This window comes from Rhodopseudomonas palustris (genome assembly GCF_003591005.1).
Classification (GTDB): domain Bacteria; phylum Pseudomonadota; class Alphaproteobacteria; order Rhizobiales; family Xanthobacteraceae; genus Rhodopseudomonas; species Rhodopseudomonas palustris_K.
The window spans coordinates 22,397-37,477 of record NZ_QYYD01000027.1; the positions used below are offsets into that span (position 1 = coordinate 22,397).

The window sequence follows — 15,081 nt, forward strand, 5'->3', positions numbered from 1 at the left end:
CAGGGCGCGCAACGCCTGATTATGATAGTTTTATGTCGTGCGATGGTTAGTTGGCGTTAGGGAATATGACGCCGGCAACCGACGCAAGGCGACCGTCAGCGCGCCAGCACTTCGATCTCGCCGTCAACGCCGTTGACGACGTTGAAGCCGCGCTCGAACATCTTGCCTTCGTTCTTGGCGATGGCGCGGTATTCGCCTTCGGACAGGATGACGCGGGGAAACGCGCCGATCGATTCCTTGACGACGTCGCCGCCCGGAGTGAGCACCGACCAGGCGGTGTTGGCGAGCGCTTCGCCGCCTTTGTCCGACACCAGCTTCAGCGTGATCACCGCGGCGCGGTGGGTGACGGTGACGTCGGTGAGCTTGCCGGCGGTGACGCGGATGTCGGATCGGACCACCGAGTTGGCGTCGCCGTAGTTCGAGACGATGTAGTACGTGCCTTCCGGCACCAGCACGACATCGCCGGCGGCGGCGTTCGGTACCAGCGGCGCGCGCTGGGCGTTGTCGAACTGGCTGCCCTTGAAGATCGAGAACGAGATCTGGTTCTGCGGAATCCGCGTGCCGCCGACGCGGCCCTCGATCCGCAGCCCGCCGGCCGGCAGCACAAAGGCTTCGCGATCGGTGTCGGCCTTCAGGCTCACAGGCCGCACGGCGCTGACCAGGCCGTGGGCGACGTGCACCACGTAGTTGCCTGGCGGCAGCACGATGTTCGGCGTCGCGCCGTGATCCTCGCGTACCAGCTTGATCACACCGGTCTCGTCAGGCCGGTCGGAATAGACCCGCCACACCAGGCCGCTGTTGATGGTCGGCAGATCCTTGCCGTAGCGCGCGGTCAGTGCCAGCACGCCCTGCGGCGCAGCGGCGGGGGCCGGCAACGGCGACGTGACAGGCGAGGTCACCGCGGCGACGGGCGGCTGCGTGAGCGGAGCCGGCAAGGTCGGTACGGCCGCTGGTCCCGCGGAGGGCGCGAGGCTGATGGCACCGCCGGCCGGCGGCTCCGGCACCGAGGCAGGCGGGATCGGCGGCGGCCGATCGCTGAAGAACTGCGCCGATGCCGGCTGCAGCAGGAGAGCGGCCCAGCACACGGACGCACAGGCGAGCGTCAGCCGTGCGCGCGGCCCTGCCCGGCCAATTTTACCCCTGCAAATCATGTCCGTTGGTTTTCACTGAAAACGCGGCAAATTCAAGCCTCCGCCGGACGCACGGTCCGCGACACACAGCCTAAGCGGTATCGTGGTCATTTTCGCCGGATTGTCACGATTTCCCCCTAGTTCGGACCCGCGCAGCGCTCCATGATGCGGCGCAAGGCATGCTGGCACAGATCAATGGATCGCGCTTCGATGCCGACTGATTTACACCGCGCAGGCCTTCTTTCGCAGAAGGGCTTGCCGGTTCGAGGAGACTACCGTGCTGGAAAATCTGATTGGTCGCGGGTCCAGCAGCCCGCCGGTGCCCGGAAAGGTCGGGCTCGACACCATCCGTCGGCCGGTGATCGGCCTGGCGCTCGGCGGCGGAGCGGCGCGCGGCTTCGCCCACATCGGTATCCTGCGGACCTTGCTCGGCGCCGGCATCACGCCGGACGTCGTGGTCGGCACGTCGATCGGCGCGGTGGTGGGCGGCGCCTATGTGGCCGGCCACCTCGATACGCTGGAGGACTGGGCCCGCCAGCTGCAGCCGCGCAATATTCTCGGCTATCTCGACATCCGGCTGAATGGCTCGGGCCTGATTGGCGGCAGCAGGCTCGCCGCGCAGCTCGAGGCGACGCTCGGCCAGATTCAGATTCAGGACCTCAAGCAGAAATTCGCCAGCGTCGCGACCGAGATTCGCACCGGCCACGAGATCTGGCTGACGCATGGCCGGGTGGTCGACGCGGTGCGGGCGTCCTACGCACTGCCCGGCATCTTCTCGCCGGTGCTGATCGGCGATCGCTGGCTGGTCGACGGCGCGCTGGTCAATCCGGTCCCGGTGTCGGCGGCGCGCGCGCTCGGCGCCGAGATCGTGATCGCCGCCAACGTTTCCAGCGATATTTTCGGCCACGGCACCACCATCTTCTCGCACGGCGCCATCGAGGAGACCATCGAGCCCGCGCCGGAGCCGGCGCCGAAGCGCGGCTTCGGCCGGTTTTTCTCGCCGGAGCGGTTCGTGAAACAGGAGCTGTTCGGCAGCGACAGCCGGCCGGGCATCTCCAAGGTGATGGTCGATGCCTTCAACATCATGCAGGACCGCATCACGCGCGCCCGGCTCGCCGGCGATCCGCCCGACATGCTGATCTCGCCGCGGGTCGGCCGGATCGGCTGGTTCGACTTTCATCGCGCCGACGAAATGATCGCCCACGGCGCCCGCGCCGCCGAACGCGCCATCGATTCGATCCGCGAAGCGATCGAAGAGGTTTCTCCGGACGCCGCGAAGGCCGAAGTGCCGGTCGAGACCTAACGCGCTCAACTTTCCGCGAGTCATTCCGGGGCGCCCGCACTTCGCGGGCGAACCCGGAATCCAGCGGTTGTGGAAATGCCGGAGTGCAGAACCCATCGAGATTCCGGGTTCGGTCGCTTCGCGACCGCCCCGGAATGACGTGCTTGGGGCAGGAACGCGCTACTTTAGGCCGATGCGGGGGGGCAAGAACGCGCTACGCCGACTTGATGTAGTCGTGCAGGGCCTGCTGTTCGTGTTCGTATTCGCTGAGCCGCCACTTCACGATGTCGCCGATCGAGATCAGGCCGACGACGCGGTCGCCGTCGAGCACCGGCAGGTGACGGAACTTGGAGTTGGTCATGACTTCCATGATGCTGCCGACGAGGTCGGTCTGCCGACAACTGACGACGTCGTGGGTCATCACCGTGTGCACCGGCTGCTCCAGCGCCGCCGGGCCGCGATCGGCCAGCACGCGGACGATGTCGCGCTCCGACAGGATGCCGTCGAGCCGCGCACCGCGCATCACCAGTACGGCGCCGACGCGCCGCTCCGCCAGCGTCTTCACCGCAGCCGACAACCGCTCGTCCGGCTCGACGCTGTAAATGTAGCGACCTTTGGATTCCAGAATTGCCTGCACCGTCATCGTCGCCTCCCTGATTGGCCACGCTTTTCGGGAGCGCGGCGCGTCGTTAGTTCATGTGGTCAAGACCCGAGGCCGAGGCAAGGGTTCTACGTACCAGAACGCCCGAACTGATCAGCAAGGATATGCAGGAATAAGGCAAATCCGCGTTGCCGTGCGGGCGTCGCAACAAACCTGTCGCAACGCAACGGTGCATCTCGCAGCTGCTAACTGTTAGTTCGGCCCGGCTGTTACTGCGTTGCGGCGCGGCACCGGATCGAACAGCGAGAACAGCAGCAGACCAGTGAAGAAGCCGCCGATATGCGCCTGCCAGGCGACGCTCGCGCCTTCGTTGCCGACCGCGATCGAGCCGACGCCGAAGATGATGTTGATGCCGAACCAGATGCCGAGGAACGCCAGCACCCGCGGATCGCGCAGCGCGCGGGTCAGCGGCTGCGCCGGCACCCGTGCTGCCGCGTCGGCATCGCCGCGCCGCAGCGACAGAAAGCCACCGCGCGCAAAAGCAAACCGGATCGCCGCCGCCATCGCGCCGGACACCGACGCCGAGGCGCCGATCATCGGGGCGATCTCGTGCTCATGGGTGACCAGATGGGCGAGCGCGCCGCCGACCGCCGCGACCGCCATGAACAGAAAGAAGCGTGCCGCGCCGAACCTTCGTGCCACCGCGCTGCCGAACGGCAGCAGCCAAAGGACGTTGAAGACGATATGGCTGAGATTGGCGTGCAGCAGCGAATAGCTGACGAAGGTCCAGATCTCGGCGCCGGCGCCGCCCGGGAATGGCGCGGCCAGCAGCGTGGCGTCGTAGCGCTTCGGGATGAAGCCGAACACCTCGATGGTCCAGTATTCGAGGTCCGGCGGCAGCAGCACGCGCAAATGAATGATCGCGAGCAGCGCCACATAAGCCGTCAACGCGCCCGGCAGGTTGAGGATCGGCTCGCGCGGCGGCTCCGGCGGAGACGGCAGCGGCGGCTGGGCGGGCTGAGATTCCAACGGGATACGACCTGTTGCGGAAAGGCCCGCCGCGGCGCGGCCCGGACCGGACATGTGATCCCTTAGAGCATTTCCCGATGGAGTGAAATGCAATCGGGCTGCGCTCAGACCGAAACGGCAAAGGGGACGCCCTGAGAAAGCGCCCCCTCCGATCCTGCCGTGCGATCCGCTGCGGTGACCCCCGCGCGACGCCGGTTTTGTTTTGCAGCCACCCTGCCCGTCTGCCCGGATGCCTGGAGCTCATCCGCGCCGAAGAAGAACGAGCCCACCATAGCAACCGCGCGGCCGATGCAAAGCGCGTAGTTAACTTAGGGTTAACGCCACAAAACAGGGGTTAACCGGGACTCCTTGGGCTTCCGGCATGGACGCTGCAATGCCCCTCCGGCACAACAATTCATGGGCCGGCGCCGCGCGGATCCGGGACAGACCTGTCCCGAGACGCGCTGGACGTGGGCCAGGGACCGGTATGAAGCATCCGTCGAGTCGCGCCTTTTTTGCGTATTGGGACAGCCAGCGCGGCACCGCGCTGGCGCCCGAGCGCGGCGCTATCGAGCCGAGCGCGGTCCGCGGACTGCTCGGCGATATCTTCGTGCTGTCGTGCGACGCGGCAGCCGGCTACCCGTTTCGGGTGGCCGGAACCCGGCTGTGCGCCTTGTTCGGCCGCGACATGAAGGGCCTGAGCCTGCCTGGCCTATTCGCCACCGACAGCCGAAGCGAGTGCCAGGACCTTCTCGGCGTCGTCGCCGAAGAAGCACTGCCACTGGTCGCCGGCGTCACCAGCACCCAGCGGGGCGCACCACCGGCGCATCTGGAGCTGCTGCTCCTGCCGTTTGCGCCGCGGCTGCACACTCCGCTGAGCATGACCGGCTTGCTCGCCGTGGTCGGCCCAAGGCTCGACAGTCCGCTCGGCGAACTCCGTCTGACCGCGTGGCGGACGCTTGGCCGGCCGTCGCGGCGGTTGCGGCCGCGGATCTTGCGCAAGTGGGAAGTCGCGCGCGGCCTGATGGTCTATGAGGGGCTGCGCTGAATGCTGCATTCGGGCACCGCGCGCGGCGCCAGCGACAGCCGCGGGGACGCCAGCGGCCGGATCGACCCATCGGCAAGCTGGCATTCGCACGAACGACTGGCCAGCGCGTCGACATCGATGATCGCCATGCGCCCGCGGCTGTAACGGATTACGCCCTTCTGCTGCAAGGCGTGCGCGATCAGCGAAATGGTATTGCGCTTCACGCCGAGCATCTGCGCCATGAGATCCTGGCTCAGCAGCATCGTGTCGCTGCCGCTCAAAGTGCGCGAGTGAAGCAGGCGGCGGCACAGCCGCTGCTCGGCGGAATGCGCCGCGTTGCAGGCGGCGGTCTGCTCGGCCTTGACCGACCGCGTCCACAGATCCCGCATCACCACGTCGCGCAGCGCAGCGCTGATGCCCATCAGGCTCCGGAACTGGCCGGCCTCGATTGCCGACGCGGGACCAGGGAAGCGCACCACAGCGGCAGATGGCGACGGCACGTCGTAGAAGGCCGCACCGCTACCGACGACGCCGCCGCGGCCGATCATGCCGGTTTCGATCGACTCGCCGCGGCTCAGGATCTCCATCGTCGCGACGATGCCGCCGTGCGGGAAGATGACTTGTTTGACGGGCAATCCGGCCTCGATCAGCGCCGGACCGAAGTTCAACTCGATCACGCGCAGATGCGGCCGCAGCAAGTCCCAATCGCGTGACGGCAACTCGGCCAAAAGGTCGTTCAAGGATTGGCGGCTCGTCAGCATGGCACCCACCCCGGCAGAGGCCGAATGCGGTGCGACCACGCGCTCCGGCAGGGATTTCGCAGTGCCGCGGGCTGTCACTATCAGAGCGCGGGCGCAGCAACTATTCGTGCCGCGGACCGCAGAGTCCACTTCGTACAACTACTCACAGCAAGTAGTTGTGCCGTCGTCAGCCCGCTTTGGCGAGCCCGGCCATGTTTGGCGGGGTCAGGTGATGCAATGGCTTGCGGCTGTCCTGCTGACCGGTCGCGTCCTCGGCGACCATGATGCAGCCGATCAGAGCGGTGAGCACACGCAATTCCTCTTCGGCATCGGCGAGCGTCTCGCGGCCGTCGCGCAAACCGGCAAGGCTGGTAGTGATGGTGGCCATCGGGTTCTCCTCAACGGAGTGTGCAATAACGCACGCCGCAATAGGAGGTTTGATCTTGCGCAAAGTCGAAAAAAACTGATGCCCTTTTTCACATGGGCGCGGCGGTCGGCCGCACCGGCTGCTGCCTGAAGGCCACCTCCCGGGCCGTATAACAGCAGCACGCCCGCTCCAATAGGCCTTCTCTATCCAGGATCTGCAAGCTGCCCCGGCTGTAGCGCAGGAGCCCTTCCCGGCGCAGCGCAATCGCGGCCAGCGAAACGCTGTTGCGCCGCACACCCAGCATCTGGGCGAGATGCTGCTGGGTGAGCGGCAGCCGGTCGCTGCCGGCAAGATCGCGCAGCATCAGCAGCCGGCGGCACAGGCGTGCCTCGATCGGGTGCGCTGCATTGCAGGCCGCGTTCAATTCCGCGGCGCCGAGTTGCCGCCACAGCCAGCCGGTCAACGCTGCGCGCAGTTGCTCGCTCTGCTGCCAAGCGTGCCGGAAGACATCGCGGTCGATGGCCGATGCGGTCCCCGGACAACGCACGATCGCAGCCGTGCGCGCGACGTCGGCCTCTGCGGCCGTGATCCCGATCACACCATCCCGACCGACGATGCCGACGTCGATCGCCACATCGTCATCGAGGCCGAGAACCAGCGAAACCACGCCGCAATGCGGAAACCAGATCCGCCGGAACGCGGTGCCGGCTTCCACCATCACCATGCCGGTGTTGAATTCGACAGTGGCGAGATGCGGGTGCAGAAGCTCGAAGCAAGCGCGCGGCAATTTGCCGAGAAGCTCATTCTGCGACTGCCGGAACGAGCTCATGCCAAGTATCCTCGACGTGCGCGAGCAAAAGCAGATGCATGATGACTACAAACTAATCGGCATCATGATGATCGACGCCCTTCGCAAGATCAATGGGGCGAGGAATGGACCCGGATATCTCGAACACACGCGCGATCACGCGGCGCGTGTCGGCTCGATCACAGATTGGAACGGGAGCGTGCGCAAATACCGATCGCTAACGTGGTGTTAACCGTGAGCAGCCTATGGTTGCAGTCATTGCACTCCGGCGAGCAGCGGAAATCCGTGGCGTTGCACAAACCAATCCATCTGCCGGCAGCTGCCGAGCGCCGTCGTTTCCAGCGCGTCAAGGTGCACCTGCTGGGCCGCTACATGCTGCCCGATCGCCGGGAATATCCGTGCCAGGTGATCAACATGTCGCCCGGCGGCCTGGCGATGCTGGCGCCCGGCATCGGCAATGTCGGCGACCGCGTCGTCGCCTATCTCGATCACATCGGCCGGGTGGAAGGCAAAATCACCCGTATCATCGACAACGGCTTCGCCATGACGGTGGGTGCCACGCCCCGCAAGCGCGACAAGCTGGCGGCGCAGCTCACCTGGCTGGCCAATCGCGACATCCTCAACCTGCCGGAAGACCGCCGCCACGACCGCATCGTGCCGCGCAATCCGATCGCGGTGCTCACCCTGGAGGACGGCAGCCGGATGAGCTGCCGGATCATCGACATGTCGCGCTCCGGCGCGGCGATCGCGGCCGAGAGCCGCCCGCCGATGAACTCGATGGTGTATCTCGGCCGGGTGCAGTCCCGCGTCGTTCGCGCCCTCGACGACGGCTTCGCGCTCGAGTTCGTCCACGAACAGCTCGAAGAAACGCTCGAAGACAGCGTTACCGCCCGGTGAACGGTCGCGGCCTCGAGGCCGCTTCACCGCCCCAATTTTCCGTGCCTCCCACAGCGCAGCGACGCCCCATCCCGGCCTCTTCGCGGGGCCGAGCGATGGTTAATGCAGCCGAGCGCTGGATCGATTAGCTGCCTTTCCGCAATGGCTTGTCGCTTAACCGGTCGCATTTGAATCAAATCCGATTGCATCAAATTTTACGCAAATTCGATTCAAGTATAAATCGAACACGCTCCAGGTTTTACGAGTATTCGCCTCGACTTTGCTTCGTTGATTTAGCGGCCCTGCAAATCGTTTGTGCAAAACATGGTCCCAACAAGAAACGGGGGCCACAATGTTTGGTAGCAGGGGATTTCGGACGGGACTACTCATCGCCGCGGCGATCACCGCAATGACCGCGACGGCACAGGCAACGGAGAAAGTTCGCTACGCCAGTATCGGTGATACCACGCGCGCACCGATCGGCTGGATCGAATTCTGCGCAGACAATCCCGCGGATTGCCGCGGCGGCCGCACCCAGGCGCGCGACATCGTGTTGACGCAGACCGCCTGGCGCGACCTGCTGAAGGTCAATCGCTGGGTCAACGACACGATCAAGCCGCTGACCGACATGGACCATTGGGGTGTGGTCGAGAAGTGGTCGCTGCCGAACGACGGTTACGGCGATTGCGAGGACTACGTACTTCTCAAGCGCAAAATGCTGATCGACGCCGGATGGCCGCGCGAGGCGCTGCTGATCACCGTCGTCCGCGACAAGAAGAATGAAGGCCACGCGGTGCTGACGGTGAAAACCGACAAGGGCGAATTCATCCTCGACAATCAGAACGAGGAAGTCGTCGCCTGGACCGAGACCGGCTACCGCTTCGTCAAGCGCCAGTCGCAGACGGACGTCAGCGAGTGGGTCGCTCTCGGCGACAATCGCCCGGCCGTCGCCACCGCCAGCGCACAGCAGCGCTGATACGTTTACCGAGCAACAGCTCACGCAAAACAGGACTCACGATCCGGTCGAATCCCCACCCCTCCCCGTCCCAGATCGGATCGTGCGCGGCCAGCCTCCCCCAGGGCTGGCCGCAACTTTTTCGGGGCGGCATCGAGCGACGCCGCCATCCCGAGAGCTCGGATCAAATCTGACACCTTCCGATTCAACGCGTCATGCCCGGCCTCGTGCAGGCTCGTGCCGGGCATCCGCGCCTTGCTCGAGGAAATGCGGAAGAGGCGTGGATGGCCGGGACAAGCCCGGCCATGACGGAGCAACTAAGCGAATTGGAAGCAGCTGATAATCTCGCGCTCAGTCTTCCGCTACGCGCTGCATTGCGATCTTGGTACGACGCTTGAGCATTTCGAGCTTGGCTTTGACGTCGTGCAGCGCAGCGGCGTCGAAGTCGCTGAAGATGTAAGCGTGCAGCGCCTCCCAGCGCGGCGTCAGCTCGGCCATCTTGGCCTGCGCCGTTTCCGACAGCGACATCAATACAACGCGGGCGTCGTTCGGCGAGGTGACGCGATTGATCAACCCGAGACGCTCGAGGATCTTGGTCTGCGTCGTCACGAAGGTCGAGACGGCGTGGATCTTGTCGGAGACCTCGCCGACGGATACGCCGTTGCCCTTGTCGAGATCGCTGATCGCCATCAGGATCAGCCATTGCGATCCGCTGATGCCGAACAGCTTTGCCCAGGATCGGCGCATGTCCTCCAAATTGTTGCTGATCGAAACGAAATCCCAGATCACCTGATACGACAAGCAATGATCAGGACGCGCGGTCGCGTCGCCGAGATCAATCTCGGTTGGTTCGAGCTTCTGCGCGCTGTGCCTTGCCGGCATACCCTGGACCTCCAATCGCCGTTTCCCCACGCCTGCCGAGCATCGATTCGCCCTGTGGTGAGGGACTGAATGTATTTTGATAAGCTATTTGTTCCGCCCGGCGGCGACCAAAGTATTACCTTCAGTGCGCAAGAATGTAGCGTCTCCCGGAGTTTCACGCCACCTTCACAAAGCCGCATATTCTGAATCCGCTTGAGATTCAGAGGATTATGCCAACTTCGAGAACTTTGCTGCGCACTTTTGTTCATCGGCAAGGTGCGTGCCAGTTCAACGAGGTGTGACAGATCCGTGACACAGTGTTGCGGTGCGGCCACAAGTTCCCCGAATGACGGCGTGCCCCCTGGTTAGGTCCTTCCAATAGCTAACTTTGTTATGTATCGAATCTGAGATCGACGGAGGGGGGCACCTCAAAGTCGTCCCTGCCCACCGGGCGCCCTGCAGACATGCCGGCGCTCAGCGGGTGGTTCGCGGGCAGACCGTGCGGCGATCTTTGAAGCCAACGGTGTGCCCAACCGGCAAACTTGGAGGTTTCAAATGAATTTCGTCAAGGGCCTGATGCTGGGCAGCACGGCCGTTCTGATGGCAACCAGCGCGCAAGCCGCCGACCTGCCGCTCAAGGCCAAGGCAGTCGAATACGTTAAGGTTTGCTCGCTCTACGGCGCGGGCTTCTACTACGTTCCGGGTACTGACACCTGCATCAAGCTCGGCGGTTACATCCGCGCCGAGTACGCGACCAACGCGTCGGGCATGACCGAAACCCCAGCCTGGAACGGCAACGCCGGCCAGCAAAACCGTCTCGCGAACCAGACCATTTACCGCTCGCGCGCCGACGTGAACATCGACACCCGCACCGCCACCGAATACGGCGTTGTCCGCACCTACTTCGACTCGGTGTTCACCTGGACCAGCGGAGACGCGGTCGCCGGCGGCAGCCTCGGCGTTTACTTCGCCTTCGTGCAGTTCGCCGGTTTCACCTTCGGTAAGGCGGTGTCGCAGTTCTCGACGCCGTGGAACGGCTCCCCCGGCAACATTACCTCGAACCTGCTCGGCGGCGATGACACCTCGACCGGCGTCAACCAGGTTTCGTACACTGCCGAATTCGGCAACGGCGTGTCGGGCTCGATCTCGCTCGAAGACCAGAGCAGCTACCGCCAGGCGCAGGGCGTTTCCAACGTGTTCAACGTCGCCGGTCTCGGCGCCACCAACACCGCGGCAACCTGGCTGTCGGGTGCTGGCGTCGGCACCAGCTACACCGCCGGCACGCAGATCCCCGACATCGTCGGCAAGATCCGCGTCGACCAGGCCTGGGGTCTGTTCCAGGTGTCGGCCGCGGCGCACCAGATTCGCGCCAGCTACTACAACCCGTCGCTCGAGACCACCGGTCATCCGGACGACAAATGGGGCTACGCGGTGCTTGCCGCGCTGTCGATCAAGAACCTGCCGACCGGCCCGGGCGACACCATCAACTTCGACGCGACCTATGCTGACGGTGCGATCCGCTACGTGATCGGCGGCACCAGCCCGAACAACTTCTCGATGTTCGGCAACAACTCGATCCCCGGCACCTACCAGTCGATCGCGTTCGGCTCGGCGGTCGACGGCGTGTTCACCACCGGCGGCGGCATCGAAACCACCAAGGCCTGGGGCATCCGCGGTGCCTTCAACCACAACTGGACCCCGCAGTGGGCCACGTCGTTGTTCGGTGCCTACACCTCGGTCGACTTCGGCAGCACCGGTGGCGCCCTTTACACCGCCGGCCTGCGCGCTGCGGTCGGTGGCGCGGCGTCGAACTTCACCGGCACGCCGAACTTCAACATCGCGCAGATCGGCACCCGCACTTCGTGGACGCCGGTCAAGAACCTGACGTTCTCGGGCGAAGTCCTCTACACCCGGATCGACCAGAACTACGAAGGTGTGACCGGTCCGGCTGTAAATCCGGGCTCGACCAAGCCGGTTGCGCGCTATCAGTTCAAGGATCAGGACACCTGGACCGGCGCCGTCCGCGTCCAGCGCACTTTCTAAACAACCACGAAAGGACCCATGTAAACCTCCAGGAACCTCCGGCGATGCCCCGCCGGAGGTTTTCCTGATTCTGGAGGCTGACAGGGTCAGGGCTGTCGCGGGTTCGCGATGAGCAGGACGACGTTTGAGGGCAAAACAAACGGCGACGAACTTCGCCTACCTGATGCCCGGCCTCGTGCTGGGCGTTCGCGTTTCATCGATGGACCGCGCCACGATGCAACTGACCGGACAAAGCCGGCCATGACGGCGTTGGTGAGCGGACCAGCGCTTCCGCATCGTCGCAGCGGACGCGGCGTGCCGATTGCGAGCACGCCGCCGAACCGGGCTTAGTAACAGACCTCGACGCGGCGCAGCCGCCAGCCATAAGGCGTCCAGACGCGCTGGGTCCTCAGATAGCAGCCGCCGTCATCGTAGCCGACCGCGTAGGGATAGCCGTAGCCATAGCCATTGTAGTAGCCGGGGTATCCGTAACCACCCCACGCGTAAGGCGCTGCGGCGAGGCCAAGGCCGACGCCGAGACCGACCGCGCCCCAGCCCGGCCCACGCCATCCGCCACGCCAGCCGCCGCCATGCCAGCCACCGCCATGCCAGCCACCGCCATGCCAGCCGGCTGCCCGGAAGCCGCCGCCGGGAAAACCACCGCCGCGGAAACCACCACCGTGGAAGCCGCCACCATGAAAACCGCCGCCATGAAAGCCGCCGCCCCCGTGGAAGCCGCCTCCGCCAAATCCGCCGCGCGCCGACGCAACGCTAGGCACGGCCAGCGCCGTCAGCGCTGCGACCGATAAAGCCACGATTGCCTTACGAATCATTCTGCAACTCCATTCCGAAAGACCTCGCCCCGCCTCCTAACATGCGCTCTCCTGTCGCAGTTTGTTCGGCAGCAGAGCCTTCCGGGTTTTCAAATTTGCGCGATTAGGCCCGATGATACTGGCAGCGGAACGATTTGGCCAGGCGACGGCTTGTGCTCGCGGGAGATCCATCGATGCGCAAGCTGATCGGATTCGACGAAGACACCTTCGACAAGCTGAAGCAGCTTGGCCGCGACCGCATGGCGACATTGCAGGAGCTGGCGGACGAAGCATTCGCCGATCTGCTGAAGAAGCATGGCGTACCGATCGATCTGAAGGATGCGCTCAAGAAGAGCGCCAGGGCCACGAAGCGCCCGGCGTCAGCCGAGCACCGCGGCAAACATTGAAAGGACGACGACATGGCTGACGACCCGTTCGAACTCGGCGAGCGAGCCGCGCGCGAGAACATCCCTGCCGAAGCCAATCCCTTTGCCGAAGGCACCGAGGAGTTCGCGCTGTGGGCGGCCGGCCACGAGCGGATCGCGACCGCGGTCGAAGCCAGCGAATCGGAAGGCTGATCTGTGACCCTCGCCGCGCCCCTCATCGCGGCGAGGCGGATCGGCCAATCAGTCGATCTTCTTCAGTCCCTTGGCGTAACGTTTGCCATTGGCGACGTAGAAGCCCGCCCCCATCAGCATCGCCTTGACCTGCTCGGGCGTCAGCGTCCGCGCGACTTTGGCGGGCGCGCCAAGAATCAGCGAGTTCTCTGGGAAGGTCTTGCCTTCGGTGATGACGGCGCCCGCGCCGACCACGCAGCCGTTCGCCAGCTTGGCGCCGTTCATGACGATCGAGCCCATGCCGACCAGCACATTGTCGCCGATGCTGCAGCCGTGCAGGATGACGTTGTGGCCGATCGTGCAGTTCTTGCCGACGGTCAGCGGAAAGCCCGGATCGGTATGGCAGGTCGAGCCGTCCTGGACGTTGGAGCCTTCGCCGATCTCGATCCACTCGTTGTCACCGCGTAGCACGGCGCCGAACCATACACTGGCTGAAGGATGAAGCCGCACCTTGCCAATCACCGATGCGGTGTCGGCAATGAAGTAGTTTCCATCCTGCGGAAGATCAGGCTTGTTGCCGTCCAGCTCGTAGATCGCCATCTCGGTCTCCTGTTGCAGGGCCAGTCATGGCAATGCGGGCAGCCGAGGGCAATTGTTTTTAGGGTGGCAGCCGTCAGGCGATAACGCCGGCGGCGTGCAGCCCCATCAGCAGCACGGTGCCGGACATCATGCTCCAGGTGCCGGCCAGCACCGTCGCCAGCATCACGAACTCGGCGCGCCGCCGCGGCTTCCGTTCCAGGCGCGGGCCGAGCAGCGTGTTGCGCATGATGATGAAAGGCGCAGCGAACATCAGGAACGGGATCGCCGCGAAGCTTTGCACCACGACGCCCTGCTGCAGCAGCCCGAACCCGGCCGGCCGCCGCAGCATCGCCTGATAACCGCTGGCCAGCGCGCCCGCGACCGCAAACCCGATCAGCAGCGAGAACAGATTGTTGAACGCATCCGGCGACATCGGCCCAATCCCGCTTTCGCAACTCTCCAGCCATTCCTGATGTCGCAAAAAGTCGGCCCGATCGCTACCGCATGATTAAGTTTCGGTTAACGCGGGCGTGCGAGGGATAGGACTCGCGCCGCGACCTCCGCTGCGGCGCGATATTGTCTCATCGCACGGGTTCTGATCTGCAATGCGTTCGGTTTCGTCAGCGTCCCGCCCTCGCCGCGCGCCCGCGGTGCGGCGCAGCTATCGTGTGCCGGTTGCCCTGGGCAGCACGATCGCGTGCCTTTCGGTTGCAGCCGTGGTTTATCTGCTGTGGCCGACCTGGCGCGCCCAGGCCGTCGGCGATCCCGATCGCACGCCGGTCAGTGTCGGCGACACGCTGTTCAACGTCCCGACCAAAGCCTTCCGGGTGAAATTTCAGCGTCATTCCGGGCCGCAGGAGCGCGTCGACCTCGCCTTCATGTACCCGTCGCTGCTGCCGCCGGAGAAGCCGAAGCGCGCGACGCCGGAGGACGTCGAAGAGTTTCACCCGATCGACCGCATCTTCGTCTCGATCGCCGCGCATCACGACGCGCTGGCGCCGGAGACCCGGCTGCGCACCATCCTGCCGCGCTATCTGGCGCCGTCGACCGCTCTGGTCGACGACGGGCTGCGCGTTCGCCTATTCGTCGAAGGCTCGCCCTACAGCACCGAGGACCTGATCACGGCCGACGAACCACAGCTCGCCGCACGCTGCACCCGCGACCGGCAGACGCCGGGCATGTGCATCAGCGAACGCCGCATCGACGGTGCCGACCTCACCTTCAGGTTTCCCCGGCAATGGCTGACCAACTGGCGCGACGTCGCCACCGCGATCGACCGACTAACAGCGCAGCTACACGCTGTGCGGGGATAGCTGCCTCGTCATTGCGAGCGAAGCGAAGCAATCCAGCGCCGTGCACTGAGCTGGATTGCTTCGCTTCGCTCGCAATGACGAAGTTCAGCAGCTTCTGCGATGCTCGGTTGTGCGTGCTCATTCGGGTACTAACGCATCGGCTG

At 64.8% G+C, this 15,081-nt stretch carries 19 protein-coding genes; 9 read left to right on the forward strand and 10 right to left on the reverse strand.

Going from position 1 to position 15,081, the window contains the following annotated elements; translation table 11 throughout:
• Window positions 1-95: 95 nt before the first annotated feature.
• Window positions 96-1,151, reverse strand: a complete 1,056-nt coding sequence (locus D4Q52_RS21670; protein WP_119858649.1) for a hypothetical protein — start codon at window positions 1,149-1,151, stop codon at window positions 96-98.
• 256 nt (window positions 1,152-1,407) lie between these two features.
• On the opposite strand from D4Q52_RS21670, the gene D4Q52_RS21675 reads away from it, so the two are divergent.
• Window positions 1,408-2,433, forward strand: coding sequence for a patatin-like phospholipase family protein (locus D4Q52_RS21675; RefSeq protein ID WP_119858650.1), 1,026 nt, complete (start codon window positions 1,408-1,410; stop codon window positions 2,431-2,433).
• Between the two features lie 193 nt (window positions 2,434-2,626).
• On the opposite strand, the gene D4Q52_RS21680 is transcribed toward D4Q52_RS21675, so the two are convergent.
• Together D4Q52_RS21680 and D4Q52_RS21685 are read right to left on the reverse strand one after the other, a co-directional pair.
• Window positions 2,627-3,055 carry a CBS domain-containing protein gene (locus D4Q52_RS21680; protein ID WP_119858651.1) on the reverse strand — a complete coding sequence of 143 codons (429 nt, stop codon included), beginning with the start codon at window positions 3,053-3,055 and terminating at the stop codon, window positions 2,627-2,629.
• Between the two features lie 210 nt (window positions 3,056-3,265).
• Window positions 3,266-4,042, reverse strand: coding sequence for a rhomboid family intramembrane serine protease (locus D4Q52_RS21685; protein WP_234831285.1), 777 nt, complete (start codon window positions 4,040-4,042; stop codon window positions 3,266-3,268).
• Between the two features lie 466 nt (window positions 4,043-4,508).
• On the opposite strand from D4Q52_RS21685, the gene D4Q52_RS21690 reads away from it, so the two are divergent.
• A complete protein-coding gene (locus tag D4Q52_RS21690; protein ID WP_119858653.1) occupies window positions 4,509-5,069 on the forward strand; it encodes a PAS domain-containing protein in 561 nt (186 codons plus the stop codon).
• On the opposite strand, the gene D4Q52_RS21695 is transcribed toward D4Q52_RS21690, so the two are convergent.
• The 3 genes from D4Q52_RS21695 to D4Q52_RS21705 all read right to left on the reverse strand — a co-directional run bounded on the left by D4Q52_RS21695 (window position 5,051) and on the right by D4Q52_RS21705 (window position 6,984).
• Entirely contained in the window at window positions 5,051-5,938 is an 888-nt protein-coding gene (locus tag D4Q52_RS21695; RefSeq protein WP_234831286.1) for a Crp/Fnr family transcriptional regulator, read from the reverse strand. The genes D4Q52_RS21690 and D4Q52_RS21695 overlap by 19 nt on opposite strands.
• Before the next feature lie 37 nt (window positions 5,939-5,975).
• The gene (locus D4Q52_RS21700; protein ID WP_119858654.1) at window positions 5,976-6,176 is read right to left on the reverse strand and encodes a hypothetical protein; all 201 of its coding nucleotides are present in this window, start codon (window positions 6,174-6,176) and stop codon (window positions 5,976-5,978) included.
• Window positions 6,177-6,264: 88 nt separating this feature from the next.
• On the reverse strand, window positions 6,265-6,984 hold the full coding sequence (locus tag D4Q52_RS21705; RefSeq protein WP_119858655.1) for a Crp/Fnr family transcriptional regulator: 720 nt from the start codon (window positions 6,982-6,984) through the stop codon (window positions 6,265-6,267).
• Between D4Q52_RS21705 and D4Q52_RS21710 the strand changes: the two genes are divergently transcribed.
• The 3 genes from D4Q52_RS21710 (at window position 6,983) to D4Q52_RS21720 (ending at window position 8,815) form a co-directional block, all read left to right on the forward strand.
• The gene (locus D4Q52_RS21710; RefSeq protein WP_119858656.1) at window positions 6,983-7,195 is read left to right on the forward strand and encodes a hypothetical protein; all 213 of its coding nucleotides are present in this window, start codon (window positions 6,983-6,985) and stop codon (window positions 7,193-7,195) included. The genes D4Q52_RS21705 and D4Q52_RS21710 overlap by 2 nt on opposite strands.
• Window positions 7,196-7,254: 59 nt before the next feature.
• Window positions 7,255-7,860 (forward strand): PilZ domain-containing protein, encoded by a 606-nt coding sequence (locus tag D4Q52_RS21715; RefSeq protein ID WP_425328505.1) that lies wholly within the window; start codon window positions 7,255-7,257, stop codon window positions 7,858-7,860.
• A 331-nt stretch (window positions 7,861-8,191) separates the two neighbouring features.
• Window positions 8,192-8,815 (forward strand): transglutaminase-like cysteine peptidase, encoded by a 624-nt coding sequence (locus D4Q52_RS21720; protein ID WP_119858657.1) that lies wholly within the window; start codon window positions 8,192-8,194, stop codon window positions 8,813-8,815.
• Window positions 8,816-9,145: 330 nt separating this feature from the next.
• On the opposite strand, the gene D4Q52_RS21725 is transcribed toward D4Q52_RS21720, so the two are convergent.
• Window positions 9,146-9,676, reverse strand: a complete 531-nt coding sequence (locus D4Q52_RS21725; protein WP_119858658.1) for a MarR family winged helix-turn-helix transcriptional regulator — start codon at window positions 9,674-9,676, stop codon at window positions 9,146-9,148.
• A 534-nt stretch (window positions 9,677-10,210) separates the two neighbouring features.
• Here D4Q52_RS21725 and D4Q52_RS21730 point away from each other — a divergent pair.
• Window positions 10,211-11,698 carry a porin gene (locus D4Q52_RS21730; protein WP_119858659.1) on the forward strand — a complete coding sequence of 496 codons (1,488 nt, stop codon included), beginning with the start codon at window positions 10,211-10,213 and terminating at the stop codon, window positions 11,696-11,698.
• Between the two features lie 326 nt (window positions 11,699-12,024).
• Here D4Q52_RS21730 and D4Q52_RS21735 read toward each other — a convergent pair whose 3' ends face one another.
• Window positions 12,025-12,507 carry a hypothetical protein gene (locus D4Q52_RS21735; protein ID WP_119858696.1) on the reverse strand — a complete coding sequence of 161 codons (483 nt, stop codon included), beginning with the start codon at window positions 12,505-12,507 and terminating at the stop codon, window positions 12,025-12,027.
• A 176-nt stretch (window positions 12,508-12,683) separates the two neighbouring features.
• On the opposite strand from D4Q52_RS21735, the gene D4Q52_RS21740 reads away from it, so the two are divergent.
• Both D4Q52_RS21740 and D4Q52_RS26575 read left to right on the forward strand, forming a co-directional pair.
• A complete protein-coding gene (locus tag D4Q52_RS21740) occupies window positions 12,684-12,896 on the forward strand; it encodes a hypothetical protein (protein WP_119858660.1) in 213 nt (70 codons plus the stop codon).
• A 12-nt stretch (window positions 12,897-12,908) separates the two neighbouring features.
• Window positions 12,909-13,067 carry a hypothetical protein gene (locus D4Q52_RS26575; RefSeq protein ID WP_182915406.1) on the forward strand — a complete coding sequence of 53 codons (159 nt, stop codon included), beginning with the start codon at window positions 12,909-12,911 and terminating at the stop codon, window positions 13,065-13,067.
• Between the two features lie 48 nt (window positions 13,068-13,115).
• Here D4Q52_RS26575 and D4Q52_RS21745 read toward each other — a convergent pair whose 3' ends face one another.
• The gene (locus D4Q52_RS21745) at window positions 13,116-13,646 is read right to left on the reverse strand and encodes a gamma carbonic anhydrase family protein (protein ID WP_119858661.1); all 531 of its coding nucleotides are present in this window, start codon (window positions 13,644-13,646) and stop codon (window positions 13,116-13,118) included.
• Window positions 13,647-13,719: 73 nt separating this feature from the next.
• Complete coding sequence (locus tag D4Q52_RS21750; protein WP_119858662.1) at window positions 13,720-14,058, reverse strand: DUF6949 family protein; 339 nt, start codon at window positions 14,056-14,058, stop codon at window positions 13,720-13,722.
• A 172-nt stretch (window positions 14,059-14,230) separates the two neighbouring features.
• Between D4Q52_RS21750 and D4Q52_RS21755 the strand changes: the two genes are divergently transcribed.
• Complete coding sequence (locus D4Q52_RS21755; RefSeq protein ID WP_119858663.1) at window positions 14,231-14,938, forward strand: hypothetical protein; 708 nt, start codon at window positions 14,231-14,233, stop codon at window positions 14,936-14,938.
• Window positions 14,939-15,081 lie beyond the last annotated feature (143 nt).

Bases quoted from the DNA above. Each gene is read 5' to 3' on its own strand.
- D4Q52_RS21700 (WP_119858654.1), bottom strand. From the start codon at position 6,176: ATGGCCACCATCACTACCAGCCTTGCCGGTTTGCGCGACGGCCGCGAG.
- D4Q52_RS26575 (WP_182915406.1), top strand. From the start codon at position 12,909: ATGGCTGACGACCCGTTCGAACTCGGCGAGCGAGCCGCGCGCGAGAAC.
- D4Q52_RS21690 (WP_119858653.1), top strand. From the start codon at position 4,509: ATGAAGCATCCGTCGAGTCGCGCCTTTTTTGCGTATTGGGACAGCCAG.
- D4Q52_RS21740 (WP_119858660.1), top strand. From the start codon at position 12,684: ATGCGCAAGCTGATCGGATTCGACGAAGACACCTTCGACAAGCTGAAG.
- D4Q52_RS21680 (WP_119858651.1), bottom strand. From the start codon at position 3,055: ATGACGGTGCAGGCAATTCTGGAATCCAAAGGTCGCTACATTTACAGC.
- D4Q52_RS21720 (WP_119858657.1), top strand. From the start codon at position 8,192: ATGTTTGGTAGCAGGGGATTTCGGACGGGACTACTCATCGCCGCGGCG.
- D4Q52_RS21730 (WP_119858659.1), top strand. From the start codon at position 10,211: ATGAATTTCGTCAAGGGCCTGATGCTGGGCAGCACGGCCGTTCTGATG.
- D4Q52_RS21670 (WP_119858649.1), bottom strand. From the start codon at position 1,151: ATGATTTGCAGGGGTAAAATTGGCCGGGCAGGGCCGCGCGCACGGCTG.
- D4Q52_RS21705 (WP_119858655.1), bottom strand. From the start codon at position 6,984: ATGAGCTCGTTCCGGCAGTCGCAGAATGAGCTTCTCGGCAAATTGCCG.
- D4Q52_RS21750 (WP_119858662.1), bottom strand. From the start codon at position 14,058: ATGTCGCCGGATGCGTTCAACAATCTGTTCTCGCTGCTGATCGGGTTT.
- D4Q52_RS21710 (WP_119858656.1), top strand. From the start codon at position 6,983: ATGCCAAGTATCCTCGACGTGCGCGAGCAAAAGCAGATGCATGATGAC.
- D4Q52_RS21755 (WP_119858663.1), top strand. From the start codon at position 14,231: ATGCGTTCGGTTTCGTCAGCGTCCCGCCCTCGCCGCGCGCCCGCGGTG.
- D4Q52_RS21745 (WP_119858661.1), bottom strand. From the start codon at position 13,646: ATGGCGATCTACGAGCTGGACGGCAACAAGCCTGATCTTCCGCAGGAT.
- D4Q52_RS21725 (WP_119858658.1), bottom strand. From the start codon at position 9,676: ATGCCGGCAAGGCACAGCGCGCAGAAGCTCGAACCAACCGAGATTGAT.